19 protein-coding genes are annotated in these 25,095 nt (G+C 68.0%); 9 read left to right on the top strand and 10 right to left on the bottom strand.

Annotated elements, in window-relative coordinates; genetic code table 11:
- The first annotated feature begins 16 nt into the window (after window positions 1–16).
- Window positions 17–1,279: a cytochrome P450 gene (locus A5727_RS03320; protein ID WP_068244440.1), complete on the top strand. Its 1,263-nt coding sequence runs from the start codon at window positions 17–19 to the stop codon at window positions 1,277–1,279.
- Window positions 1,280–1,289: 10 nt separating this feature from the next.
- Here the strand turns inward: A5727_RS03320 and A5727_RS03325 are convergent, their stop codons facing one another.
- From A5727_RS03325 to A5727_RS03335, 3 genes are read right to left on the bottom strand one after another with little or no spacing between them, the layout of a single operon-like run.
- Complete coding sequence (locus tag A5727_RS03325) at window positions 1,290–2,228, bottom strand: DUF808 domain-containing protein (RefSeq protein WP_068244443.1); 939 nt, start codon at window positions 2,226–2,228, stop codon at window positions 1,290–1,292.
- Between the two features lie 24 nt (window positions 2,229–2,252).
- Window positions 2,253–2,825 (bottom strand): copper resistance CopC family protein, encoded by a 573-nt coding sequence (locus tag A5727_RS03330; protein WP_068244446.1) that lies wholly within the window; start codon window positions 2,823–2,825, stop codon window positions 2,253–2,255.
- Between the two features lie 20 nt (window positions 2,826–2,845).
- Complete coding sequence (locus tag A5727_RS03335; protein ID WP_068244449.1) at window positions 2,846–3,859, bottom strand: CobW family GTP-binding protein; 1,014 nt, start codon at window positions 3,857–3,859, stop codon at window positions 2,846–2,848.
- Between the two features lie 177 nt (window positions 3,860–4,036).
- On the opposite strand from A5727_RS03335, the gene A5727_RS03340 reads away from it, so the two are divergent.
- Both A5727_RS03340 and hrpA read left to right on the top strand, forming a co-directional pair.
- Window positions 4,037–4,933: a mycobacterial-type methylenetetrahydrofolate reductase gene (locus A5727_RS03340; RefSeq protein ID WP_068244452.1), complete on the top strand. Its 897-nt coding sequence runs from the start codon at window positions 4,037–4,039 to the stop codon at window positions 4,931–4,933.
- Window positions 4,934–8,881, top strand: coding sequence for an ATP-dependent RNA helicase HrpA (hrpA, locus tag A5727_RS03345; protein WP_231991940.1), 3,948 nt, complete (start codon window positions 4,934–4,936; stop codon window positions 8,879–8,881). It abuts the gene before it with no gap.
- 3 nt (window positions 8,882–8,884) lie between these two features.
- On the opposite strand, the gene A5727_RS03350 is transcribed toward hrpA, so the two are convergent.
- Window positions 8,885–9,685: an acyl-CoA thioesterase gene (locus A5727_RS03350; RefSeq protein WP_197507575.1), complete on the bottom strand. Its 801-nt coding sequence runs from the start codon at window positions 9,683–9,685 to the stop codon at window positions 8,885–8,887.
- A gap of 99 nt (window positions 9,686–9,784) precedes the next feature.
- On the opposite strand from A5727_RS03350, the gene A5727_RS03355 reads away from it, so the two are divergent.
- Complete coding sequence (locus A5727_RS03355; protein ID WP_082949575.1) at window positions 9,785–10,684, top strand: DUF1295 domain-containing protein; 900 nt, start codon at window positions 9,785–9,787, stop codon at window positions 10,682–10,684.
- Window positions 10,681–11,799 (top strand): FAD-dependent oxidoreductase, encoded by a 1,119-nt coding sequence (locus tag A5727_RS03360; RefSeq protein WP_286150016.1) that lies wholly within the window; start codon window positions 10,681–10,683, stop codon window positions 11,797–11,799. The genes A5727_RS03355 and A5727_RS03360 overlap by 4 nt, the downstream gene beginning before the upstream one ends.
- Before the next feature lie 8 nt (window positions 11,800–11,807).
- On the opposite strand, the gene A5727_RS03365 is transcribed toward A5727_RS03360, so the two are convergent.
- Genes A5727_RS03365 through A5727_RS03385 form a run of 5 tightly spaced genes read right to left on the bottom strand, consistent with a single transcriptional unit; the run spans window position 11,808 to window position 18,526 of the window.
- Entirely contained in the window at window positions 11,808–12,968 is a 1,161-nt protein-coding gene (locus A5727_RS03365) for an acyl-CoA dehydrogenase family protein (protein WP_068244455.1), read from the bottom strand.
- On the bottom strand, window positions 12,961–14,160 hold the full coding sequence (locus A5727_RS03370) for an acyl-CoA dehydrogenase family protein (protein WP_231991941.1): 1,200 nt from the start codon (window positions 14,158–14,160) through the stop codon (window positions 12,961–12,963). The genes A5727_RS03365 and A5727_RS03370 overlap by 8 nt, the downstream gene beginning before the upstream one ends.
- A gap of 60 nt (window positions 14,161–14,220) precedes the next feature.
- The gene (locus tag A5727_RS03375; RefSeq protein WP_068244461.1) at window positions 14,221–15,789 is read right to left on the bottom strand and encodes an acyl-CoA carboxylase subunit beta; all 1,569 of its coding nucleotides are present in this window, start codon (window positions 15,787–15,789) and stop codon (window positions 14,221–14,223) included.
- A 57-nt stretch (window positions 15,790–15,846) separates the two neighbouring features.
- Window positions 15,847–16,299 carry an Rv1352/Rv1906c domain-containing protein gene (locus A5727_RS03380; RefSeq protein WP_068244464.1) on the bottom strand — a complete coding sequence of 151 codons (453 nt, stop codon included), beginning with the start codon at window positions 16,297–16,299 and terminating at the stop codon, window positions 15,847–15,849.
- Window positions 16,289–18,526 (bottom strand): molybdopterin-containing oxidoreductase family protein, encoded by a 2,238-nt coding sequence (locus A5727_RS03385; RefSeq protein ID WP_082949579.1) that lies wholly within the window; start codon window positions 18,524–18,526, stop codon window positions 16,289–16,291. Before A5727_RS03385 ends, A5727_RS03380 begins: the two co-directional genes overlap by 11 nt.
- An 80-nt stretch (window positions 18,527–18,606) precedes the next feature.
- Here A5727_RS03385 and A5727_RS03390 point away from each other — a divergent pair, with 80 nt between their 5' ends.
- From A5727_RS03390 to A5727_RS03405, 4 genes are all read left to right on the top strand, one after another.
- Window positions 18,607–19,014 carry a nuclear transport factor 2 family protein gene (locus A5727_RS03390; RefSeq protein WP_068244469.1) on the top strand — a complete coding sequence of 136 codons (408 nt, stop codon included), beginning with the start codon at window positions 18,607–18,609 and terminating at the stop codon, window positions 19,012–19,014.
- 242 nt (window positions 19,015–19,256) lie between these two features.
- Window positions 19,257–21,524 (top strand): maltose alpha-D-glucosyltransferase, encoded by a 2,268-nt coding sequence (gene treS / locus A5727_RS03395; protein ID WP_068244473.1) that lies wholly within the window; start codon window positions 19,257–19,259, stop codon window positions 21,522–21,524.
- Window positions 21,525–21,560: 36 nt separating this feature from the next.
- Entirely contained in the window at window positions 21,561–22,751 is a 1,191-nt protein-coding gene (locus A5727_RS03400; RefSeq protein ID WP_157521196.1) for an alpha/beta hydrolase, read from the top strand.
- Window positions 22,745–23,539: a bestrophin-like domain gene (locus tag A5727_RS03405; RefSeq protein WP_068244479.1), complete on the top strand. Its 795-nt coding sequence runs from the start codon at window positions 22,745–22,747 to the stop codon at window positions 23,537–23,539. The genes A5727_RS03400 and A5727_RS03405 overlap by 7 nt, the downstream gene beginning before the upstream one ends.
- A gap of 128 nt (window positions 23,540–23,667) precedes the next feature.
- Here the strand turns inward: A5727_RS03405 and A5727_RS03410 are convergent, their stop codons facing one another.
- Window positions 23,668–25,062: an HNH endonuclease signature motif containing protein gene (locus A5727_RS03410; RefSeq protein ID WP_068244482.1), complete on the bottom strand. Its 1,395-nt coding sequence runs from the start codon at window positions 25,060–25,062 to the stop codon at window positions 23,668–23,670.
- Between the last annotated feature and the right edge of the window lie 33 nt (window positions 25,063–25,095).

The following is a 25,095-nucleotide window of genomic DNA, read 5'->3' on the forward strand; positions in this document are numbered from 1 at the left end:
CCTTAAGGAGACTTCGGTGACCGACTTCGAAACGATCGACTTCTTCACCGACGAGACCCTTGTCCCGGATCCCTACCCCTACTTCGACTACCTGAGGTCGAAATGTCCGGTGGCGCCGGCGACGCCGTTCGGGGTGCTGGCGGTCACCGGGTACGAGGAGGCGCTCTCGGTGTACAAGAACCCCGCGTTCTCGTCGTGTGTGTCGGTGGCGGGCCCCTTCTCGGGCATGCCGATCCAACCCGGCGGGGACGACGTCAGTGAACTCATCGAGGCGCATCGCGCGCAGGTCCCGATGGCCGAGCACATCACGTCGCAGGATCCGCCCCTGCACACCAGGACCCGCGGACTGCTGAGCCGGCTCATCACGCCGAAGCGGCTCAGTGAGAACGAGGAGTTCATGTGGCGCCTCGCGGACAAGCAGTTGGACACCTTCATCGATCGCGGAGCGTGCGAGTTCCTCGCCGACTACGCGAAACCCTTCTCGCTGTTGGTGATCGCCGATCTGCTCGGTGTCCCCGAGGAGGATCATGCGGAGTTCCAGGCCGTGTTCGCCAATGAACTCGTGGGCGAACTCGGTGAAGACGCACCCACGACACACAACCCGCTGCAGTATCTGAACGACAAGTTCCACGCCTACATCGAGGACCGCAGACGCCACCCGCGCGGTGACGTGCTCACCGAGTTGGCCGAAGCCAAGTACGAGGACGGTTCCACCCCCGACATCGAAGACGTGATGAACCTGTCGACGTTCCTGTTCGCGGCGGGACAGGAGACCACCACGAAGCTGCTGAGCGCTGCGATCCGGGTGATCGGCGATGATCCCGAGTACGAGAACATGCTGCGTGCGGACCGCAGTCGAATCCCGGCGTTCCTGGAGGAGACGCTGCGGATGGAGAGCCCGGTCAAGGCGCACTTCCGGATGGCGCGGACGGCGACGACGATCGGCGATCTCGACGTGCCGGCGGGTACGACCGTGATGCTGCTGCCGGGTGCCTGCAACCGCGACGGCCGAAAGTTCGAGGATCCCCACGAGTTCCGCGCCGATCGGCGCAACGTGCGCGAGCACATCGCGTTCATCCGCGGGGCGCACTCGTGCCCCGGCGCGCCGCTCGCCCGCACCGAGGGCCGGATCTCGTTGAACCGAATCCTGGACCGGATGAAGGACATCCGGGTGTCGGACACCCATCACGGGAAACCGGGTGCGCGCAGTTACACCTACGAGCCGACGTTCATCATGCGTGGACTCAACGAACTGCACATCGAGTTCAACGCCCTGTAGCCGACGTTGGTCAGTGCGACGCTTTCTTCTTGCCGAACGGCAGGAAGTGCACGATCAGCGCCACAACGGCTCCGACCACCAGACCGATGACCGCGGACGACGCGGTGTTGACCAGCCAGGCCAGCACACCTCCGACTCCGGCCACGTGGTCCACATAGCCCTCAAGGTGATGCACCACGCCGTACGGCGGATGCCACCCCAGGGTGTCGGTGCCGACCAGAAGAATGTGGCCGCCCACCCACAGCATCGCGACGGTGCCGATGATGGACAGCGCGTTGAGCAGCTTGGGCATGCCGGCCACCAGGCCGCGGCCCACCTTCTGTGCGAATTTCGATGTTCTTCCGGCCAGGTGCAGGCCGATGTCGTCCATCTTGACGATCCCGGCGACCACGCCGTACACGGCAGCGGTGATGACCAACGCGACGACGATCAGGATGATCAGGCGGGGCAGGAACGGCTGGTCGGCCACCTCGTTGAGCGCGATGACCATGATTTCGGCGGACAGGATGAAGTCCGTGCGGATGGCGCCGGTCACCATGAACTTCTCGGCGTCACCGCCGACGGCGGCCGCTGGCGATCCGTGGCTGTCATGACCCCGGATCCAGCCCCACACCTTCTCGGCGCCCTCGAAGCACAGGTAGGTGGCACCGAGCATCAGGATGGGGGTCAGCAGCCACGGCACGAACTGACTCAGCAGCAGCGCCGCGGGCAGGATGAAGAGCAGTTTGTTGCGCAGCGACCCGATCGCGATCTTCTTGATGATCGGCAACTCGCGTTCGGCGGCGATTCCGTGCACGTACTGCGGCGTCACGGCGGTGTCGTCGATGACCACGCCCGCGGCCTTGGCCGTGGCCTTGCCGGCGGCGGCCCCGATGTCGTCGATCGATGCCGCAGCCAGGCGCGCGAGCGCCGCCACATCATCGAGCAGCCCGAACAGCCCAGCACTCATCGCGTCACCGCCATGCGCGCCAGGCTACCCGCCGGGGTTGGTGTCGGCCCCCGGACCGCGACGGCCGCGAACCCAGACGGTGCCCGCGATCAGGACCACCAGAACGGCCGCACCCGCGATGAAAGGCCACGCCGTGACGCCGCTCGAGGTGTTGTCCGACGTGCGCGGGGCCGTCGTCTCCGGCGCCGCCGATGTCGCAGATGTGGCTGTCGAAGTCGGTGCGCTCAGCTGGAAGTCGTACTTCCCGGACACGGGATGACCGTCGGCGGACACCACGCGGTAGGCGACCGTGTAGGTGCCGTTGCCGTCGAGGGTGTCGAGGGTGGCCCGGACCTCGCGATCGGCCACGGCCGGTTCGCCCACGACATGGTTGCGGCCCTGCGGCCCGGTGACGACCACCGTCGAGAACTGGTGCTGCACAGGCTCGTTGAACGTCAACGTGACCACCTGGGGGGCAGTCACCAGCCGTGCGCCCGCGGCCGGATCGCTGCTGCTGAGCGCGGCATGCGCGCCGGCCGGGGCGGCGGCGAGCAGCAGTGCCACGAATACGCTCAGGAGAACTGCTGCCATGGCGCGCAGCTGGGCGACGGTGTTCATGCCGACAAGTCTGGCACTCCTCAAATGCTCAGGCGGCGGTGGCGCTGCAGGCGCCGGAGGCCGGCCGCGGACGCGGGGCCGGCGAGGGGGCGCACGGCCTCCTCCATCCGCAGGCGCACGTCGTCGACATCGAGGTCGGTGCCGATCACCACCAGGCTGTTGCCGTTGGCCTCGGTCTGCGCCTCGGCGATGTGCACCGATGGACCCACGACGTTGACCACATAACTGCGCACGCGCTCGCGGTACTGCACGCAGACGGTGCCCTTGATTCGGTACACGCCCGCCGGCGGGGTCTCCAGCACGTCGAAGAGCACGTCCGGATCGACGCAGCCGGTGCTCGTCACGGTCACCGACGCGGCGTGCACATGGTCATGGTCGCCGGCATCGGCGAGCAGTTCGCGGAACGTCAGCTGCTCTCCCGGGGCGGGGTCCTGTGCGGCGACGTCGAACAGCATGCTCGGGTCGATCCTGGCCGCGACGGCGGCGACGACGTGCGCGTCCGGGTTGCGGTCACGGACCCGGCCCCGGATGCGGGCCAGCACCTCGGCGCGGGCGTCCTCGGCGATCTGGTCCATCTTGTTCACCACCACCAGCGACGCCGCGCTGTAACGGGCCGGCGGCACCGCGTCGCGATCGACCGTGTCGAAGTGGGCCGCGGCGTCGATTACGTCCACCACCCCGCCGTGCCGGATGTTGTCGACACCGCTGAACCGGATCAGCCGGGACACGGCGGTGGGCTCGGCCAATCCGCTGGCCTCCACGATGATGGCGTCCAGGCGAAGGCGCGGACTGGCGAGCTTGGCGAGCGCCTCGTCGAGGCCGCCCTCGTCGGGCAGGCAGCAGATGCACCCACCGGCGATCGACGCGGGTTCATCGATCTGCCCGGTCACCAGAGACGCGTCGACGTTCAGATCGCCGAAGTCGTTGATCACCACACCGATGCGGGCGTCGGGTGTGCGCAGGACGTGGTTGAGCAGCGTGGTCTTGCCGGCCCCGAGGTGGCCCGTCAGTGCAATCACGGGTATCGCGGTCATGATGGAGACAGCTTCGCAGATCGGTCCAGCGGGTCCGGTCCGCGCGGTCCTAGCAGGAAACCCCCAGCGGCGTATCGCTAAGGTGTCTGCATTGACACCGTTCGCCGGCCGCATGGGGGAGCAGGGCCGAGTGGCGAGGCGGTCGAACGGGGACGGCCAGCGTAGAGGAGCAGTTTTGTGACGTTGAGTACCGTCGCGCTCGAACTCGTGCCACCGAATGTCGAACATGGGCATGAGCGGGCGATCGAGGACGCGCAGAAGGTCCTGGAGTGCTCCGCGTCGGCGGGCCTGGAGGGCCGGGTCCGGCACGTGATGATCCCGGGCATGATCGAAGAGGACGACGGCCGTCCCGTCGAGATGAAGCCCAAGATGGACGTCCTGGACTTCTGGAAGATCATCAAGCCCGAACTGCCGGGCGTCAAAGGCCTGTGCACGCAGGTCACCGCGTTCCTCGACGAGGCCACGCTGCGGCAGCGGCTGGTGGACCTGCGCGAGTCCGGCATGGAGGGCATCGCCTTCGTCGGCGTGCCGCGGACCATGGCCGACGGTGAGGGGTCCGGCGTGGCACCCACCGATGCGCTGTCCCTTTACGACGATGTGGCGCCCAACCGGGGGGCGATCCTCATCCCGACGCGCGAGGGTGAACAGGGCCGATTCGGCTTCAAATGCGACCGCGGCGCCACCTACGGCATGACCCAGCTGCTGTACTCCGACACCATTGTGGAGTTTCTGACCACATTCGCCTCGCAGCACGAGCACCGTCCGGAGATCCTGCTGTCGTTCGGGTTCGTACCCGCCGTCGAGAGCAGGATCGGTCTGATCAACTGGCTGATCCAGGACCCGGGCAACGCCGCGGTCGCGGCGGAGCAGGAGTTCGTCAAGCGGTTGGCCGCAGCCGAACCGGTCGAGCGCCGGCGACAGATGACGGATCTGTACAAGCGCGTCGTCGACGGCGTCGGGGAACTCGGCTTCCCGCTGAGCATCCACTTCGAGGCGACCTACGGGGTCAACAAGGCCGCCTTCGACACGTTCGCAGACATGCTGGCGTACTGGTCGCCGCCTACCCTCGACTGAGTGTCTGAGCCGTCGCTGCCCTCGCCTCACTCGTCGTCCTCGGCGCGTGACGAGGTGCGTCAACTGCGGACTCGCCTCGACGGTCTGACCTTCCGAGATGCGGCGCGTCTCGCGCGCCGGTTCAAGGGGCTGCGCGAGGCCACTCCAGCCAAAGTGGCACAGCTGACGGCACAGGTCGAGGCCGCCGAGCGCCTGATCGCCACGCGCAGGGCCGCCGTGCCTGTGGTGACCTACCCGGACCTCCCGGTCAGCGCCCACCGGGACCAGTTGGCCGCGGCGCTGCGCGAGAATCAGGTCGTGGTCGTCGCCGGTGAGACCGGTTCGGGCAAGACCACGCAGTTGCCGAAGCTGTGCCTGGACCTCGGGCGCGGAGTCCGCGGAACCATCGGGCACACCCAGCCCCGTCGGCTGGCCGCCCGCACCGTCGCGCAGCGGATCGCCGACGAGTTGGGCACGCCGTTGGGTGATGTCGTCGGGTACTCGGTCCGGTTCACCGACGAGGTCAGCGATCGCACCCTGGTCAAGCTCATGACCGACGGCATCCTGCTCGCCGAGATACAGCGTGACCGCCGCCTGCTGCGCTATGACACGCTGATCCTCGACGAGGCCCACGAACGCAGCCTCAACATCGATTTCCTCCTCGGCTACCTGCGCCAGCTGCTGCCGCGCCGCCCCGACCTCAAGGTGATCGTCACGTCGGCGACCATCGAACCCGAGCGGTTCGCCGCGCACTTCGGCGGCGCCCCGATCGTCGAGGTCTCGGGCCGCACGTATCCCGTCGAAATCCGGTACCGACCGCTGGAGGTCGCCGTGCCGAGTTCGGCCGACGACGACCCAGACGATCCCGACCACGAGATCGTCCGCACCGAACTGCGTGATCAGACCGAGGCCGTTCTCGACGCCGTCGAGGAACTGCAGGCCGAGCCACCCGGCGACATCCTGGTCTTCCTGTCCGGGGAGCGCGAGATCCGCGACACCGCCGACGCTTTGAAGGGTCTGGCCGACACCGAGGTGCTGCCGCTGTATGCGCGTCTGCCGACCGCGGATCAGCAGAAGGTGTTCGCGCCTCATACCGGACGACGAGTTGTGTTGGCCACCAACGTCGCAGAGACATCGCTGACGGTGCCGGGAATCCGGTACGTCGTCGATCCGGGCACGGCCCGCATCTCCCGCTACAGCCGTCGCACCAAGGTGCAGCGGCTGCCGATCGAACCCGTGTCGCAGGCGTCCGCCGCGCAGCGGGCCGGGCGCTCGGGCCGAACCGCGCCGGGTGTGTGCATCAGGCTCTACTCGGAGCAGGACTTCGAGTCCCGCCCCCGCTACACCGATCCCGAGATCCTGCGCACCAACCTGGCGGCGGTCATCCTGCAGATGTCGGCACTGGGACTCGGTGACATCGAGAGCTTTCCGTTCCTCGACCCGCCCGATCGGCGCAGCGTCCGAGACGGAGTCCAACTGTTGCAGGAACTCGGGGCCTTCGACGGCCGCGGCGAGATCACCCCGGTGGGGCGGCGACTCGCGCAACTTCCCGTCGACCCCCGGCTGGGCCGGATGATCCTGGCGGCGGATGAACAGGGCTGTGTCCGTGAGGTTCTGGTCCTCGCAGCGGCGCTGTCGATCCCCGATCCCCGGGAACGGCCAGCCGACCAGGAGGAGGCCGCCCGGCAGAAGCACGCCCGGTTCGCCGACGAGCACTCGGATTTCATGTCGTTCCTCAACCTGTGGAACCACGTCGTGGAGCAGCGGAAGTCGCTGTCGAGCAGCGCGTTTCGACGCATGTGTCGCCAGGAGTTCCTGCACTACCTGCGGATTCGGGAGTGGCAGGATCTGGTGGGACAGCTGCGCAGCATCGCCTCCGGAATGGGCATTGCGACCGGATCAGCGCAGGACGAACCCGCCGACCCGAACCGGATCCATGCCGCGCTGACGGCGGGCCTGCTGTCCCACATCGGCATGCGCGAGGGTGAGACCCGCGAGTATCAGGGCGCCCGCAACTCCCGCTTCGTGCTGGCTCCCGGCTCGGTGCTGACCAAGCGGCCACCACGCTGGCTGGTTGTCGCGGATCTGGTCGAGACCAGCCGGGTCTACGGCCGCATCGCCGCGCGCATCGAACCCGAGGCCGTCGAGAAGATCGCCGGAGACCTGGTGCAGCGCACCTACAGTGAACCGCATTGGGACGCCAGGCGCGGCAGTGCCACCGCGTTCGAACGCGTGACGCTGTACGGCCTGCCGCTGGTGGTGAAGCGGCGGGTCGGCTACGCCGACATCGATCCGGTGGCCTCACGGGAACTGTTCATCCGCCATGCGCTGGTGGACGGAGACTGGCAGACCAAGCACCACTTCTTCCGGGACAACGCCGCACTGCGGGCCGAGGTCGCCGAAGTGGAGGAACGCGCCCGGCGACGCGACCTCGTGGTCACCGATGACGACATCTACGCACTGTATGACGCCCGGATCCCCGCAGAGGTGGTGTCGGCCAGGCACTTCGACGGGTGGTGGCGCAAGCAACGGCACCGCACCCCCGATCTGCTCACGTTCACCCGCGAAGAACTCCTGCGCAGCCCGGACGACGGCGAGCACCCCGACACCTGGCACGCCGACGATGTCGCCCTGCCACTGACCTATCGGTTCGACCCCGGCGCCGAAGACGACGGGGTCACGGTGCACGTGCCGGTCGAGGTGTTGGCCCGCCTCGGTGGTGACGCCTTCGCCTGGCAGGTCCCCGCGCTGCGGGAGGAACTCATCACCGCCCTGATCCGCTCACTGCCCAAGGACCTGCGCCGCAAATTCGTTCCCGCCCCCGATACCGCCAGAGCCGTTCTTCCGCATCTGAATCCAGAATCAGAGCCACTCCTGGACGCCCTGCAACGAGCGCTGAGGCAACGTTCCGGGGTGCTGGTGCCGATCTCGGCGTTCGACCTCGACAAGCTGCCGCCGCACCTGCGGGTGACGTTCGCCGTCGAGTCGGGCGACGGGCAGGAGGTCGCGCGCGGTAAGGATCTCGACGTCCTTCGCGAGAAGCTTGCTGGTACCACACAGCGCGCCGTCGAACGGGCCGTCGACGACGCCGTGGAGGGTGGTGTGGCGCGGTCGGGTCTGCGCGGTTGGCCCGCCGACCTGCCGACACTGCCCAAGACGGTGGAGAGCACGAGTTCGGGCCAGTCGGTGCGCGGGTATCCGGCGCTCGTCGATGCCGGTGCCGCCGTCGACATCAAGGTCTTCCCGACGCCGGTGGAGCAGAGCGCGGCGATGGCTGCGGGCACGCGCCGACTGCTGCGGCTCAGTGTCTCCTCACCTGTCAAAGCCATTGAGCGGCAGTTGGATCCCCGCCGAAAGCTGGTGCTGGGCAGCAACCCCGACGGCTCGCTGCAGGCGCTGATCGAGGACTGTGCGGACGCCGCCATCGACACGCTGGTGACCGCACCCGCGTGGAGTGAATCGGAATTCACCCAACTCCGAGACAAGGTCGCCGGTGCGCTGGGGCGGGTGACCGGTGATGTGCTGACTCGGGTGGAGCGGGTGCTGGCGGCTTGGCGCGACGTGCAGGTGGCGCTGCCCGCGAACCCGTCGGCGGCGCAGGCCGACGCGATCGCTGACATCCGGGATCAGTTGGACAGCCTGGTGCCGCCGGGTTTCGTCGCGGCCACCGGTGCGGCACGGCTCGGTGACCTGTCCCGCTATCTGCTCGCCATCGGCCGGCGACTCGAGAGGCTCCCGCACGCCCTGGGGGCCGACCGCGAGCGGATGGCCCGTGTGCACGCCGTGCAGGACGCGTACGACGATCTGCGCCAAGCACTTTCACCCTCGCGCGCCGACGCCGAGGATGTCCGTGACATCGCGCGCCAGATCGAGGAACTGCGGGTCAGTCTGTGGGCTCAGCAGTTGGGCACGCCACGTCCGGTGAGCGAGCAGCGGATTCTGCGCGCGATCGACGCCGTGGTGCGCTGAGAGCTAAGCCTTGAAATAGACGAGTTGGTGGGTGCTGGCCAGCAGTTGGCCCGTGCGACTCCACAGTTGGCCGCTCTGGTCGAAGTAACCGGCGGAGAAGCGGTTGGCGCGTGCCGTCCCGAGCACGTAGTCGTCGCCCACGGTGGTCAACTCGTCGACGCTGGCGTGGAAGTAGGTCGTCATCGAGATGGTGCCCGACGGCACGAACCCACCGCGCCGCAGAAACGTCCTGGGATAGAAGATGTCGCTCACCGCCGCGAGCGCGGCATGGTCGAGGGCGCGTCCTCGCCCGTCGCGCACCCAGAGGGTGGTGGTCGACGTCGGACTGGGGCCGTCGTCGGGGCCGGGGATCGCGCCCTCCACGAAGCGCATCTCGTAGTTGCGCACCCAGACCACGAACTCACCGAAGCCGGTGGCCGGGATGTCCTCGGGGGGCGGCGCGGTCGGGAAGGCGGCCTCGGTGTCGGTCCAGGTGTCTCGGTGCATGCCGAACACAGCGGTGGCGGTGGTCTTGGCCTCGCCGTCCTGCGCCAGTTCCAGCGTCCAATGCTGGTTGGTGCGATTGGTGCGGACCGGCCGGGCCGTGATGTCGAACTCGCCGTCGGCGATCGGAGCCAGGTAGTTGACCGTCAGCGCGAGTGGCTCACCCTGCCGAGCGGGATGCCGTTCCGCTGCGCTGAGCAGCGTCGCGGCGGTGACACCGCCGAACGGGCCCACCATGTTGGCCCATTCCGGTTGAGTGCGGCCGCGCATCAGATCGTCTGCGACCTGGTCCAGGGTGAGGGCGCTGTCGAGAGGATGCATAGACCAAACGGTACATCCAAGCATGGTGTCGCGCCCCATCGGACCCGGATCATCCGAACTCGACCCGCAGCCGCCCGCCGTTGGACACGATGGACCGCGATGAGCGAAACCGGCACCACCCGCAGCAGGGCACGGTCACTGGCGATCGTCTCGGCGGCCTACGCCGTGGCCGTCGGCGTCGCGGCCCTGTGGCTCTGGCAGGGGCCCAGCACGGGTCAGCTTCTGGCCGACACCCTGATCGCCGACGTTCTGGCCACCGTGGTGGTCTTCGCGTTCAGTCGGTTCTGGCACAACTCGAGCTTCTACGACGCCTATTGGAGCGTGATCCCGCCCCTGCTGCTCTTCTACTGGTGGTGGCGAGGGGATGCCGGGGCGGACCAGGTGCACTGCTGGCTGGTCGCCGTCGTGGTGGTGTTCTGGGCGGTGCGCCTGACGGCGAACTGGGTCTACGGGTTCCCGGGTCTGCACCATGAGGACTGGCGCTACGCGATGTTTCGTGAGCGCGGCGGCCGCTGGGAGTTCGTCGTCGACCTTGTGGCGATCCACCTGATTCCGACCGTCCAGGTGTTCCTCGGGATGCTTCCGGTGTACGTCGCGGTGACGCGTCCCGGCCCGGGGGTGATCTGGTTGACGTGGGTCGCGTTCGGCGTCGGGGTGGCCGCGGTGTTCCTCGAACTCGTGGCCGATGTGCAGATGCACCGGTTCGTGGCGCGGCGGCGTCCAGGTGAGGTGATGGACCGCGGGCTGTGGAGTTGGTCGAGGCATCCGAACTACTTCGGCGAGTGCGGTTTCTGGTTCGCGCTGGCTCTGTTCGGGGTCGCGGCCGCGCCGTCGCAGTGGTGGTGGCTGTTCGTTGGGGTTGTCGCGATGGTGGCGATGTTCCTCGGGGCCAGCATCCCGATGATGGAGCAGCGCAGTCTGGAACGGCGTCCCGACTACGCCGACGTCATCGCGAGGGTGTCGCGGTTCGTGCCCCGCCCACCGCGGACCGCGCGGTGACTCGCATCGTCGTCGCCGGGCTGGGCGACAGCGGCATCCTCACGGCCATGCGGTTGGCCCGGCACCATGACGTGGTCGGGATCTCGACCAAGCCCGCGCTGGTCAGCGGCCAGGAACTGGGCCTGCGGTTGTCGCGGCCCGAGGACTGGGCCCGGGACTACTGGATCGCCTTCGAGCGGTTCCGCGGTCTGGACCGCGTCCGCACCGTCCACGCCGCACTCACCGGCGTGGACCTGTCGGCTCGCACCGTCACCGCGCGTGACATCGGCGGTGCGCTCATCGACGAGCCCTACGACACGCTGGTCATCGCGACCGGCGTGACGAACGGCTTCTGGCGACAGCCCATGCTGCAGTCCGCGGACGACATCGGCGCGGACCTGCGCGCCGCGCACGAGCGACTGGCCTCGGCCGGCTCCGTCATCGTGATCGGCGGGGGCGCGGCAGCGGTCAGTGCGGCCGCCAACATCGCGACCATCTGGCCGGACTCGCGGGTGGACCTGTACCACCCCGGCCCACGCGCGTTACCGCACCACCATGACCGGACGTGGCGGCGTGTGGCGCGCCGGCTCAGCGACGCCGGTGTCGGCGTGCACGCTGGCCATCGGGCGGTGCTGCCCGCCGGGTTTCGCGCCGACGAGATCACCAGCGGGGCTGTCGAATTCAGCACGGGGCAGTCGCCTGTCAGCGCGGATGCGGTGGTGTGGGCAATCGGGCGGGTGCGGCCCAACACCGGTTGGCTGCCCACCGAGATCCTGGACGACGACGGGTTCGTGCGTGTGATGCCCGACCTGCGGGTGCCCGGGCATCCCGGGGTGTTCGCGATCGGGGATGTGGCGGCCACCGACCCGTTGCGCAGTTCGGCCCGCAATCGCGCCGACGGACTGTTGGCGCACAACGTGCGGGCCGAGATCGCGGGCAGGCCGTTGCGGAACTACCGTCCCCCGCGGCGGCGCTGGGGTTCGGTGCTCGGTCCGCAGCGCGACGGCCTCGAAGTGTTCGCGCCCAACGGGGCACGGTTCAGATTTCCCGCGTGGTCTGTGGACCGCGTGCTGCAACCGTGGGTCGTGCGACGTGGCATCTACCGTGGCGTGCGCGCCCAAATCAGGTCAGGGTGAGCGTCTGGTCAGGGCACGCCGGCAGCGACCCGCGGCGGCCGATCGGCTGACGCGGTGTCCAGCACGAGCTCGGCAACCCGATCACGGTGCTGTTCGGCACTGCCCAGCAGCGCGGCGTCGGTGGCGGCACGCTTGAAGTACAGGTGCGCCTGGTGTTCCCAGGTGAACCCGATACCGCCGAGCGTCTGGATGGTGTCGCGGGCGATCTGACTGAACGCCGCCGAGCACGTGGCCTGCGCGATGCTGGCCGCCAGCGCCGGATCGTCGGTGCCGTCGGTCAGCGCCCAGGCGGCGTGGTACGCCGTGGAACGGGAATGCTCGACATCGACGAGCAGATCGGCGAGGCGGTGTTTGACGGCCTGGAATGAACCGATCGGACGCCCGAACTGCAGGCGCGCCTTTGCGTATTCGACACCGACATCCAGCATGTGCTGGCCCGCGCCGACCTGTTCGGCGGCCAGCAGCACCGAGCCCACCTGCAGTGCGTGGGTGATCACGCGCTCGGCCTCGTCGGGTCCAGCGATCAGTCGGGCTGTGGCGCCGGTGAATTCGACGGTGGCCTGCGGGCGGGTCAGGTCGAGGGTCACCAGCGGGGTGCGTGTCACACCCGCGTCCGCGGTGTCCACCGCGTACAGTCCCACGCCCTCGGAACTGGTTGCGGCAACCAGGATCACGTCGGCCGCACCGGCGTCGACCACCCGCTCGACCGTGCCTGTGACCGTGGCATCCGATCCGCCGGTGGCGGACACGGCGACGGCCGACGGATCGAACGCACCGGCCCGGTCATTCACCGCGAATGCCGCGGTCCTGCGGCCCTCGATGAGGTCGGGCAGCAGTTCGTCGCGCGCGGCACCTCCCGACGCGGCCACCAGGGCGGGAATCGCGAGATACACCGTGCCGAACAGGGGTCCGCAGGCCAGCGCCGCGCCCAGTTCCTCGATCGCGACGGCCTGATCGACCAGGGTGCCGCCGGCACCACCGTCCTCCTCGGGCACCGCAAGACCGAACACGCCCAGTTCGGCACCCAAGCGCGCCCATACGGCGGCATCGAACGGCGGATCGGACTCCATCAGGCGACGGACGGTCGCCTCATCGAAGTTGTCGGCGCAGAACTTTCGCACCGCGGCACGCAACTGCTGCTGCTCGTCAGTGAAGCTGAACTCAGCCACGGGGAATCTCCTTCCAGGGCATGCCGGCGTCGGCACGCAGATCGCCCGGCAGGCCGAGCACACGTTCACCGAGGATGTTGCGCATCACGTCGGATGTGCCGCCCTCGATGGTGTTGGCCCGGCTGCGCAGGAAGCGCTGTTGGACCGGTCCACGCCAGTCGGCCTCACCGTCGTCATCGCGGTCCAGCGCGTAGCTGTGGTACAGGACCCCTTCTGGCCCAAGAAGATCCATGCACCATTGGTAGATCTGCTGATTGAGTTCGGCGCCCACCAGCTTGCCGATCGATCCCTCCGGCCCCGGGCCGCCCACGCCCGCTGACGCGCGGGAGCGTTCCGCGGTCAGACGCTGCGCCTCGGAGCGCAGCCACAGTTGAGTCAGCTGATCGCGCAACACCGGTGTGTGCAGATCGGGACGCGACGCCCACAGTGACACCGCATCCGAGATGGTGCCCGCACCACGCCTGCTGCCACTGCCGCCGAGCGCGCTTCGCTCGTTCATCAGCGTGGTCATCGCCACGCGCCAGCCGTCGCCGACCGCACCGAGACGATGCTCGTCGGGAATCCGGGCGTCGGTGATGTAGACCTCGTTAAACTCGGCCTGGCCGGTCATCTGTCGCAGCGGCCGGGTCTCCACGCCCGGTCCGTGCATATCGATCACGAAGTAGGTCAGACCCTTGTGCTTGGGCGCATCGGGATTGGTGCGCGCCAACAACAGACCCCATCGGGCGCGGTGGGCCAGACTGGTCCACACCTTCTGGCCGTTGAGCACCCATTCGTCGCCGTCCTGCACGGCGGAGGTCGCCAAGCCGGCCAGGTCCGACCCGGCGCCGGGCTCGGAGAACAACTGGCACCAGATGTCTTCGGTGGTGGCCAGCGGACGCAGCCAGAACCGTTTGAGGTCGTCGGACTGCGCGTGCTCGCGGATCGTGGGGGCCGCCATGCCATAACCCATCGGATTCAACCCGAGCGGGACGGGTCCGCCCGCGCCCTGCAGGATGCGGTCGGCGACGGCCTGCAGGCCCCGGGAGACGCCGATGCCGCCCTGGCCCTCGGGGAAGTGCACCCAGGACAGGCCGGCGTCGTAGCAGGCCCCGAGGTACTCCTGGATCGGCACGGTCTTCGGATTGTGGTCGGCGATCACCTGTTCGGCGAGATCGGCGACCCGGTCTGAGTCAACAGCGGCGGTGCTCACCTGAGTCACCATAGGAAATCGACACCCGTCAAGATAGACCTGGGGCGAAATTCGTTCGGATCACCAGGTGTCGACGAACCGCGTCCGCCGCGGGCCGCGCTCATGCAGCGCGGCGGCCGACAGTGTCGCGGCGATCAGACCGCGTGTCTCGGCCGGATCGATGACGTCGTCGATCTCGAAGATCGCCGCGGCGTTGAGCGCCTTGGCATTCTCCTGTGCCGCGGCCGTGGCAGCCCTGACCCGTGCCTCGCGCTCCTCAGGGTCGGCGATGGCGTCGAGTTCCTTGCGCAGTCCCAGGCGAACGGCACCCTCCAGACCCATCGGGCCTAGGTGGGCTCCGGGCCAGGCCGCGGTGAGCAGGGGTTCGCGCATGCTTCCGCCGGTCATCGCCTGCGCGCCCAGGCCGTAGCCCCGCCTCAGGATCACCGCGATCAGCGGCACCTCGAGTGCGGCACCGGCGACCAGCATCCGGGACGCCCGGCGCACCAGGGCGGCGGATTCGGCATCCGGGCCGACCATGAAGCCGGGGCAGTCCACCAGCGAGATGACGGGAAGTCCGAAGGCGTCGCACAACTGCAGGAACCGTGCGGCCTTGTCGGAGGCAGCGGCGGTGATGGCGCCGGCCATGACCATGGTGTTGTTGGCGATGAATCCGACCGGGCGGCCCTCGACGCGGGCCAATGCGGTCACCATCTCAGGCGCGAAGCGGGGCCGCAGGAATGTCACTGAATCCACGTCGGCGAGGGTCTCGATGATCGGGTTCACCGGGTAGGCGCGCCGAGCACGTTCGGGAAGTATTGTGCGCAAAGGCAACTGGTCGGGAGCCTCGAACCCCGACACCGGCCCCTGGAAGTAGGCGAGCAGCCGTCGTGCGGTCGCGACCGCGGCTTCCTCGTCGGGCACCACGACGTCGACGACCCCGTTCGGTTCCTGCATCGAGATGGGGCCGACGTCGTCGGGGGCGACCTCACCGAGTCCGCCGCCGGCGATCATCGCGGGACCGCCCATCCCGATCGAGGTGTCCGCGGTCGCCACGATCAGGTCGGAGCACCCGGCAATCACCGCGTTGCCCGCGAAGCACCGGCCCTTGACCACAGCGATGCGTGGCACCAGGCCGGACAGTGATGCCCACAACTTGAACGCCCGCACCTCCAGGGAGGACACCGTCGGGTAGTCGGTGTCACCGGGCCGGCCGCCACCGCCCTCGGCGAAGAACACCGTGGGCAGTCGCATGCGCTCGATCAGTTCGAAGAGCCGGTCCTTCTTGTGGTGCCCAAACACGCCCTGCGTCCCGGCCAACACCGTGTAGTCGTAGGACAGCACCGCGCAGGCACTGCGCTCGCGGCCGAACAGATCCCCGTTGACGCGGGCGGTGCCCGCGATCAACCCGTCCGCGGGGGTGTTCGCAATCAGGTCTTCGACGGGGCGACGCGCGCGCTGCGCGGCGATCGTGAACCGGCCGTACTCGACGAAGGATCCGGCATCCACCAGATCGGCGATGTTCTCCCGCGCGGTCCGGCCGCCGGCCGCGTGACGACGCTCGACGGCCTGGGGCCGGGCCTCATCCTCGGTCAGGGCTCGTCGACGAAGCAGTTCGAGGTGGTCAGCGGGCAGATCGGCCTCAGCCATCGTCGCTCCTTAACAACCGGGTGGACGATGACCCACGTTAGGCGACGGTGTCAGGGCTCAGCCCGCGGGCGGGCCCGGATTGGTCAGCACGATCCGCCCGAGTTGGCCGAGGATCTCGGCGGGGCTGGGTCCAGCGGGTGCGCAACCCGGCAGGCAGTCCTCGATCCGCTGCCACTGCTGGCAGTCACTGGTCTTGAAGCTGGTGTCGCTGGCCTCGATCTGCACGACCTGCGGCTTCTTGCTCATGGCGTTGTCGAGGAGTTCGTCGCCGTTCGAGCGCTTCCAGTAGCAGACCTTGCCCTCCACGGGGCCGGCCGAACTGTAGGTTCCGGGCGTGATGTCGGTGCCGACGGCGTAGGTTCCGGTGCCTTCGATCGTCGTCGTGGGGCCGGGCGCGGGGCCGGGAGGTGGACCCGGTGGTGTCGGTTCGGCGGCGCTGATCGCGGTCGAGGCGCACCAGCCCGCCAGCGCCAGCGCAGCCGCCAGCCCGATGGTTTGCTTAGACCTCATAACTTGTCAGTGTAGAGGTCTGCTCGCGCCGGTCTCGACTTTCGTTGAGGACGCTCACTCGCCGCAGGCCGACGTAGGTCGAACTCAACGCCGGTGTCTGGGACAGCGGATCCACCGGGAACCCTGCCACCAGCAGGTTGCGGTTGACGCCGTGGACGACGGCTGGGGCTGAGTCGGCCGGGTCGAATACCCGCGACCCCCAGCCGTGGTCGACGATCACCACCCCGCGGCGCGGCCGGTCGTCGATCACGGCGTCGAGTTCCACCGCCCCGGCGGGGGAGAACACCTGAACCCGGTCACCCGCGGCGATGCCGAGTTCGGCCGCGTCGTCGGGATGGATCACCGCGACGCTGCCCCTGCCGCCGGGATGCAGACCGGGAAGGTCGTTGAGATAGGAGTTCATCGAGTGCCGGTGGCGGCGGTTGCCGAGTTGGAAGGGACGTCCCGGCGGCGCGGCTGGGGGCGGTGCGGCGAGGAGTTCCCTGGCCCGGGCCACGAGGCTGTCCGGCGCCAGCTGAATCCTCCCGTCGGGGGTGCGCAGAGCGGCGTCGAACCGGCCATACTCGCGCGGACCGAGCACCATGCCGTGCGGGTGGCGCTGCAGTCTCCGCCATGACAGTCGGCGCCCGTCCACCTTTCGTGACATCGCGATGATGAGCCGATCGATCCATCGCGGCTGGAACGCGAATGCGGGCCGCCGCGTCAGCCTGGCCAGGGTGCGCGTGGCGGCGATGAACTGTGTCACGAGCGGGGATCCGAACAGCGGGGTGCGCATGGCCAGCGCAAGGTCGACGAAGATCTGCCACTCCTCGCGGGCCTCCGGCGGCGGGGCCACGGCCCGTGCGCCGTACTGGACGTATGGCTCGTCGTGCATGTTGCTGGTGAGCGCCAGCAGGTCGTCGCGTTCGAGCCAGTGCACCGCGGGCAGCAGCCAGTGGGCATGGCGGTGGCTTTCGCGCTGTACGAAGTCGATGGCGACCAGCAGGTCGAGTTGGGCCAGTGCCTCGTCCAGCGCCGCGCCGTCCGGTCCGGACACCACCGGGTTGCCGGCGTTGATGATCATGGCTCGGATCCGGCCGCGCCCCGACGTGGTGATCTCGCCGGGCAGTTCGCTCAGCGCGTGCGAACCCGCGACCATCGGCCGACCGGCCACCCGGCTGCGATGGTCGGGGGCTTTGGCCAGGCCGGCCAACCGCAGCGCGTCCAGGTACCCCGGTTCGAATCGGCGTCCGCCGGGCCGATCCATCCGTCCGGTGATGACGTTCAGGACCTGTCCCAGCCATTCGCCGACCGTGCCCGTGACGTGCAGGGACACCCCAGTCCGGGTGATCGCCATCGCGGTCTTCGCGGTGGCGAACCCGCGTGCGATCCGTTCGATCTCGGCGCGTGGGATGTCGCATCGCTGCGCGAGGTCGTCGAGGTCCGCGGAGTCGGTCAGGCGGCGGAGCGCCGCGTACCCCGTGGTGCGGTGCGTGCAGTCCGCGGTGTGTTCCAGGCCGTCGTCGAGGATGACCTTGACCATCGCCAACAGCAGCGCCCAGTCCTGGCCGGGACGGACGGCGAGATGGACGTCGGCCCGATCCGCCGACTCGGTGCGGATCGGATCGACGACGACGATCGTCGCGCCCTCCCGTTGCCGCTGCAGGGCCCGCTGCCAGCCGCCGGGGGCGGTCTCGACCCAATTCCAGGCACTGACAGCGGGATTCGTGCCGACAAGAAGAAAGTAGTCGCAGTTGTCGATGTCAGACACGGGCACCATGATGGGTGAGCCGTACATGGCCTCGGCGACGACGTGCAGGGCGTTCTGGTCGACCGAACCCACCGCGTAACGGTTGCCGGTGCCGATGCCGTCGAGCCAGGCGTTCATGAAGATCAGGTTGGACGACGAGAATCCGGCGGGGTTTCCGTAATAGACGCCGATGGTGTCGGGTCCATCGGTGTCGATGAGCGCGGTCATCCGAGCCGCGATGTCGGCGACGGCCTCGTCCCAGGTGGCCTCGACGTAGCGCTCGCCCACCCGCTTCATCGGCGCGACGATCCGGCGCGGGTGTGACACCAGCTGATGCGCGTTGCGGCCCTTGGCGCAGAAGTCCCGCCAGCTGTGCGGGTTGTCCTTGTCGGCGGAGATCTTGACGACGCGGTTGCCCGCGACGGTGACCTCGACGCCACACGAGGCCAGGCAGTACCGGCAGAAGGTGAACACCCGGTCCTCGGAAGGGTGACTCATCATCCCAGCGTGACGTTGAGCGTCCAAGCTGTAAAGTCCGAATCGCAGCGCTGTGTCCCGCAGCCGAACGAAAGAGCGACATGACCGACGATCGTCAGGACATCTCCGATGTGCTGATCAGGTACGCCACGGGGATCGATCGACGCGACTGGCCGCTGTTCCGGACGGTGTTCACCGCTGACTGCGAACTCGACTACGGCGAGATCGGCATCTTCCAGGGTGTGGACGCCGTCACCGAATTCATGGAGCAGGCGCACGCGTTGGCCGGGCACACCCTGCACCGGCTCAGCAATATGGTGATCACGGTCGCGGGGGACAGCGCCGAAGCCCGGACATACATCGACGGACTGATCCTGGCGCCTGACGGACAGTCCGGCGTCAACGCCGTCGGGTTCTACGACGACGACCTGGTGCGCACCGACGACGGATGGCGCATCGCGCGGCGCCGGTTCACCGCGGCGCGCGTGACGACCATCGGAGCACCGTGACGTTGGCGCAGAAGTAGGGGCGGAGCGTTCCAGCGGCTCCCTGCTGGCTGCGTGTCTCGGCACCTGTTCCGGCCGGTGCGCATCACACGTGCGTTTCAGAGCACCACCCGCGCGGCAATACTGCCCCGCGAGGTTCGTCGTGGCGGGTTCGCCGAAAAGCGCATCGTGCCTGGCGTCCGTAGGCTCGGTGTTGCATGCGCTGCGGACCCGGGGTGGCGGGTACGAAGTCAGGGAGGAGTTGCATGTCGCAATCGGTGGAATCTGCGCCCAGTGACCAGCCTGAGCAGCCCAACGAACCGACCGAGATCACCTTCGACGAACATCTGCACCCCGCCAGGCCCAGGACCCTGCGGTACCGGCCGCGCGTCAAGTCGCCTTTCACCCGTCGTTCCCTGGCGCAGGATGGCCCCGCCTCCGCGGAGAATCCCGCCTACGTGTCATGGCTGCTGTCACAGTCGATGCTCAGCGATGCCAACGAGATCAGCCAGCAGTTCTCGGGGCAGGGGTCGATGTGGCAGAACCCCTACGCCAACCCGAATCCGCGAGGCGCGGTCGACACCGCCTCGGTGTGGTTCACCGCCTATCCGATCTCGTTGATCACCCGGCCCGACGAGTCCTTCCTCAAGGCCATCGCGGATGAACAGTTGTGGAAGGCGTTCGCCGAGATCGGTATCGAAGCCGTCCACACCGGTCCGGTCAAGCGCGCCGGTGGCATTTCGGGCTGGCAGCTCACCCCCAGCGTCGACGGCCACTTCGACCGCATCAGCACCCAGATCGACCCGGCTTTCGGCACCGAGGAGGAGTTCCGCCACCTGTGCGGGACCGCCAACTGGTACGGCGGCACGATCATCGACGACATCGTGCCCGGGCACACCGGCAAGGGTGCCGACTTCCGTCTCGCGGAGATGAAGTATGCGGACTATCCGGGCATCTATCACATGGTCGAGGTGGACCCGCTCGACTGGGAGAACCTTCCCGACGTGCCCCCTGGCGCGGACTCGGTCAACATCGACGCGGCCACTGAGGACTGGCTGGACAAGGCCGGCTACATCATCGGTCGTCTGCAGCGGGTGATCTTCTACGCCGAGGGCGTCAAGGAGACCAACTGGAGCGTGACCAGGCCAGTCCTGGGCGTCGACGGCGTCACCCGGCGCTGGGTGTATCTGCACTACTTCAAGGACGGTCAGCCCTCGATCAACTGGCTCGACCCGTCCTTCGCAGGCATGCGCCTGGTGATCGGCGACGCGCTGCACTCGCTGACCGATCTCGGCACCGGTGGACTCAGGTTGGACGCCAACGGTTTTCTCGGTGCGGAGAAGACCGCGGCCGAGGACAATCCGGGATGGTCGGAGGGCCACCCGCTGTCGGAGGCCGCCAACCACCTCATCGCGAGCATGGTCCGCAAGGTGGGCGGGTTCACCTTCCAGGAGCTGAACCTGACCATTGACGACATCAGGCAGATCGGTGAGGCGGGAGCCGACCTGTCCTACGACTTCATCAGCCGGCCCGCGTACCAGCATGCTTTCGTCACCGGTGACACCGAGTTCCTGCGCCTGACGCTGCGCACCACGCTGGAACTCGGAGTGGACCCCGCCTCGCTGGTGCACGCCCTGCAGAACCACGACGAACTCACCTACGAACTCGTGCACTGGTCCACCGGACACCGGGACGACATCTACGAGTACAAGAATGAGAAGGTCACCGGCGAGCAGTTGGGTGACATCGTCCGTCGTGACCTCACCGAGAAGCTCACCGGCCCCAATGCGCCGTACAACCGGGTGTTCACCACCAACGGAATCGCCTGCACCACAGCTTCTCTGATCACCGCCACGCTCGGCGTCACCGATCTGGCGCAGTTGGACGAGACCGTCGACCTCGACCACATCCGGCGGGCTCATCTGCTGCTGGCGATGTTCAACGCCCTGCAACCCGGCGTCTTCGCGCTGTCGGGCTGGGACCTGTGCGGGATGCTCACCCTTCCCGCCGAGCAGGTTTCGGCGCTGCTGCGCAGCGGTGACACCCGATGGATCCACCGCGCCGCACATGACCTCATGGGAGTCAACCCTGACGCGGAACGGTCATTGGCCGGCATGCCAAGGGGCAGAAGTCTTTACGGATCGATCCCGGAGCAGATGGACGACGAGGCGAGTTTCCTGCGGCAGCTCCAGGCGATTCTGCGCGTGCGCTCCCACTACGGCATCGCCACCAGCCGTCAGGTCGACATCCCCGACGTGTCGCATCGCGGCATGCTCGTCATGGTGCACCAACTCGAAGACGATCACGTTTACCAGCTCACGGTGCTCAACTTCGCCAACGAGCACATCGCGGGTTCGGTGCGCTCCGACGCACTGCCCGCAGGTGGTCAGGTGTCGGACATGTTCAGCGGGAAACCGGTGGCCACCGTGGACGATCTGCACAGCTTCGCCGTCGAGATGCCGCCGCACCACGGGCTGTCGCTCCTGGTCGAGGCGCCCGTACCCGTCGATTCGGTTTCCGATTCAGCCGGATGACGCGTGGGTTGCTGTCGCGGGTGCGACACTGTGCGGGTGGATCCGGCGCGCATCTATCGGACGGGAAGCCGTGCGGTGCGGCACTCCGGCGTGCTGGCCGCGATGGCGGGTGGTTGGTTGGCGGCGGAGTGTCGGCCGCATGTGCTGGCGGCGCAGGCGATCTCCTCATTGCCGGTCCCGGTCGGACCAGTCGGCGACCTCGCCCACGGGGTGGCCGCGCAGCATTCGGACGTCGTGTTGGACCGAGTCCTGCGGGAGGCCTTCGGTGACCGCTTTGCGGAGGAGGCGGTGCATCCCAGAACGCCGTCACGGCGGGCGGGCTCGCGGGGTCCAGTCACGGTTCTGAGGTACCGGCGCCGCTACTGTGCCGGTGCCGCGGACATCGCGTACTTCGACGGTGGGCGCGCACACACCCTCGACATCTGGCGGCGGCCGGACACGCGTCGTGACGCACCCGTGCTCCTCCACATCCCGGGTGGTGCCTGGTCGGTGAACGACAAACGTGGACAGGGGTATCCGCTGCTGGCGGCGATGGCCGAACGCGGCTGGGTCGGTGTCTCGGTCAACTATCGCCGGAGCCCCCATCACGCGTGGCCCGCGCATGTGGTCGACGTCAAGCGTGCGGTGGCCTGGGTGCGTCGCAACATTGCCGACTTCGGTGGCGATCCGGGGTTCATCGCCGTGACGGGCGGGTCCGCGGGCGGGCACCTGAGTGCGCTGACCGCGTTGACGGTCAACGAGCCTCGGTTCCAGCCGGGGTTCGAATCCGCCGACACCACAGTGCATGCCGCGGTCCCGATGTACGGGGTGTTCGACCTGACCGATTCGCGCCTCATGCATCCGCAGATGATGCCGTTCCTGGAGCGTTCGGTGCTGAAGACGCCTTTGGCGCACTCTCGCGACATCTATGAGTTGGCTTCGCCCGTGTGTCATGTCAGCAGTGATGCCCCGCCGTTCTTCGTGCTGCATGGCGCCAAGGACAACGTCGTTCCGCCCGGTCAGTCACGGGTATTCTCGGCGGCCCTGCGGTCCGCGGGTGCCCCGACGGTGCTGTATGCCGAACTGCCCAACGCCCATCACATGTTCGACGCGCTGGCCTCGGTGCGGGCACATCTGGTGGCCCAGAATGTCGCGGCCTTCCTCGGGATCGTCTACGCGCGGCATCTCGCGGCGCGGACGGGTGGGCCATTGCAGCCCGGCGGTGCTCGAGAGGGTCGCGGATGTTGAGTGCGTGGTTGGTCAGTCACATTCCGGCTGGCCTGCTGCTGGTGCTGCTGATCGTGGTGATCGCCGGGGGAGCGGTGGGCCTGCAGATCATGGTTCGGCGGCGGTACCCCGTGTTGCGCAGTGAGGACCACAACGATGTCACCAAGTTCACCTACGGCGTCATCGGTTTCGTCTACGCATTCTTCATGGGCTTTGTGGTGTCGGCGATGTGGGGTCAGATCAGCGCCGCCGACGGCAAGTCCCGGGCCGAGGGGTCAGCGGCAGTACAGATGGCGCAGGATTCTTCGGTGTTCGCTCCTGCCGATGCGGACCGGATTCGTGCCCGCCTGCTGACGTATGAGCAGGCCGCGATCGACGAGTGGCCGAACGCGGTGCACGGACGGTCGGCGGCCGCCGATTCCGCTTTGGCCGAACTGTATTCGACCTATCGTCAGATCCATCCGGTCGACGATGTGCAGAAGTCCGTTCTGGCGACATCATTGTCGAACCTCGACAAGGTCAGTCAGGCGCGCACGGAGCGGATTGTGCAGGCACGCACCGACACTGGTCCGCCGTGGCCGCTGTGGGCGGTGATCTTCCTGACCAGCGCGATGGTGCTGGGCACCGTGAGCATCTACGGCGTCGAGCACCCCTTGATGCATTACCCCATGGTGGCGATCGTGGGGACCCTGGTGGCCGCCAATATCTTTCTGGTGCTGCAGCTTTCCCATCCATTCCTCGGGGGAGTTGCGACCAGCCCTGAGCCGCTGCGGGAGGTTGTGTCGGTGTTGTCGGGGGAGCAGGGTTAGGCGCTTCTGGCCGAGGCGCGCTGTCACGGCAGCGGTCGTGTGCCATCGGTGTGTCGACCGTCGGGTACTCGATCGGGACCATTGCCGCTCTGTCCCCGGCCCATCGCTGGCCTGGCGACGCGGAATCCTCAGCTTGTGTCGTCATCACATGACGCGGGTGGCCCCGCCCGGCCTTCATCGCCCTCCCGATACGGATTCAGGAGGTTCTCCGGGTGGTGGTAGTCATTCACCCGTGGGCCACCGTTGTCGAGGTGGGGTGGGGGAATCCATTCACAGCGTCCGCGACGCATGCGGGTTCTCCATTTGGTGGGGCCGACTTTGCGGTTGTCGGGCCCGCACGCCAAAGCCAACTCATCGATGTTGGTCTCGCCGCCGTCGCCCCAATCGAGGGTGGCGTGGTGAACCTGGGATTGGTAGGCCGAGGCGGTGCATCCCGGTGCGGTGCACCCGCGGTCGCGGGCGTGCAGCACGATCCGTTGGGCGGGGGTGGCGATCCGCTTGGCCCGCCCCAGATACAGGGCTTGGCCGTCGTCGTCGAAGACGGACAGGTAGTGGAAGGCGTGGGAGGCCATCCGGATCAGGTCTCGCATCGGCAGCAGCGACCCGTCGGCGGTGGTCCCGAACCCCGCCCCCGAGGCGAGTTCTTTCAACGTGGTGGAGACGATGACGGTGACGGGCAGCCCGTTGAGCTTGCCCAACTTCTTGGAGGCCAGGAGCATGCGGCCGGCGGCGACCAGGGCGTCGTGCTGGCGTTGGGCTGTGGTGCGCTGATCGGCCTGGATCTGGTCTTCGGTGGGTCGCCCCGACACACACGGATTCTCGTCGTCGGGGTTGCACATCCCGGGGGCGCCCAGTTTGGCCATCACCGGTTCGAGCACCGCGCGGGCTTCGGGGGTGAGGTGTCCCCGGAGTTCGGTCAATCCGTCGGGGCCCTGCTTGCCGAAGGTGATACCGCGGCGGCGTTGGATGTCGGCGTCATTGAACGACCCGTCGGGATCGAGCCACAACAGCATCCGCTCCAGTGCGGCCCGCAGCTCGGGCACCCCCATCGTGGCGGCGTGCTCGGCGGCCAACCGTTCAGCTTCGACACGGGCGCTGAGGTCGACGTGGTCGGGCAGTGCTTTGAAGAACTTTCGGATCCTGTCCACGTGGGCGGGTCCGACGCGGCCCTCAGCCACACGGGCGGCGACGGTGGGCATGACCGGTTCCAGCACCTCGCCGGTCATCGCCCTTCGTGGTCCGAGTGCTTCGGCGTCGGCGACGCGCTGATGGGCTTCTTCGGAAGGAATCCTCAGTCGGTGGGTCAGGACTTTGGTGACCTTGTCGCCGCCGAGTTCGTCGGGCCCACACTCCTGCAGGCGCGCCACTAGTTTGTGGTCGACAGCCGCATCCGCCCACGCGATCTTCTGGAGGCGTTCCATCACGGTCAGCACCTGCGCGGCGGAGAGGTCATCGACGGACGCGGCGGCCAGGCGGGCGTGGACGCCTTCAAGCTCAGAGAGCAGGGCGGCCACCGACGTCATACTCGAACACTAGTTCGAGGCACCGACAAAACC

It is taken from the genome of Mycobacterium sp. ACS4331 (assembly GCF_001667265.1).
Classification (GTDB): domain Bacteria; phylum Actinomycetota; class Actinomycetes; order Mycobacteriales; family Mycobacteriaceae; genus Mycobacterium.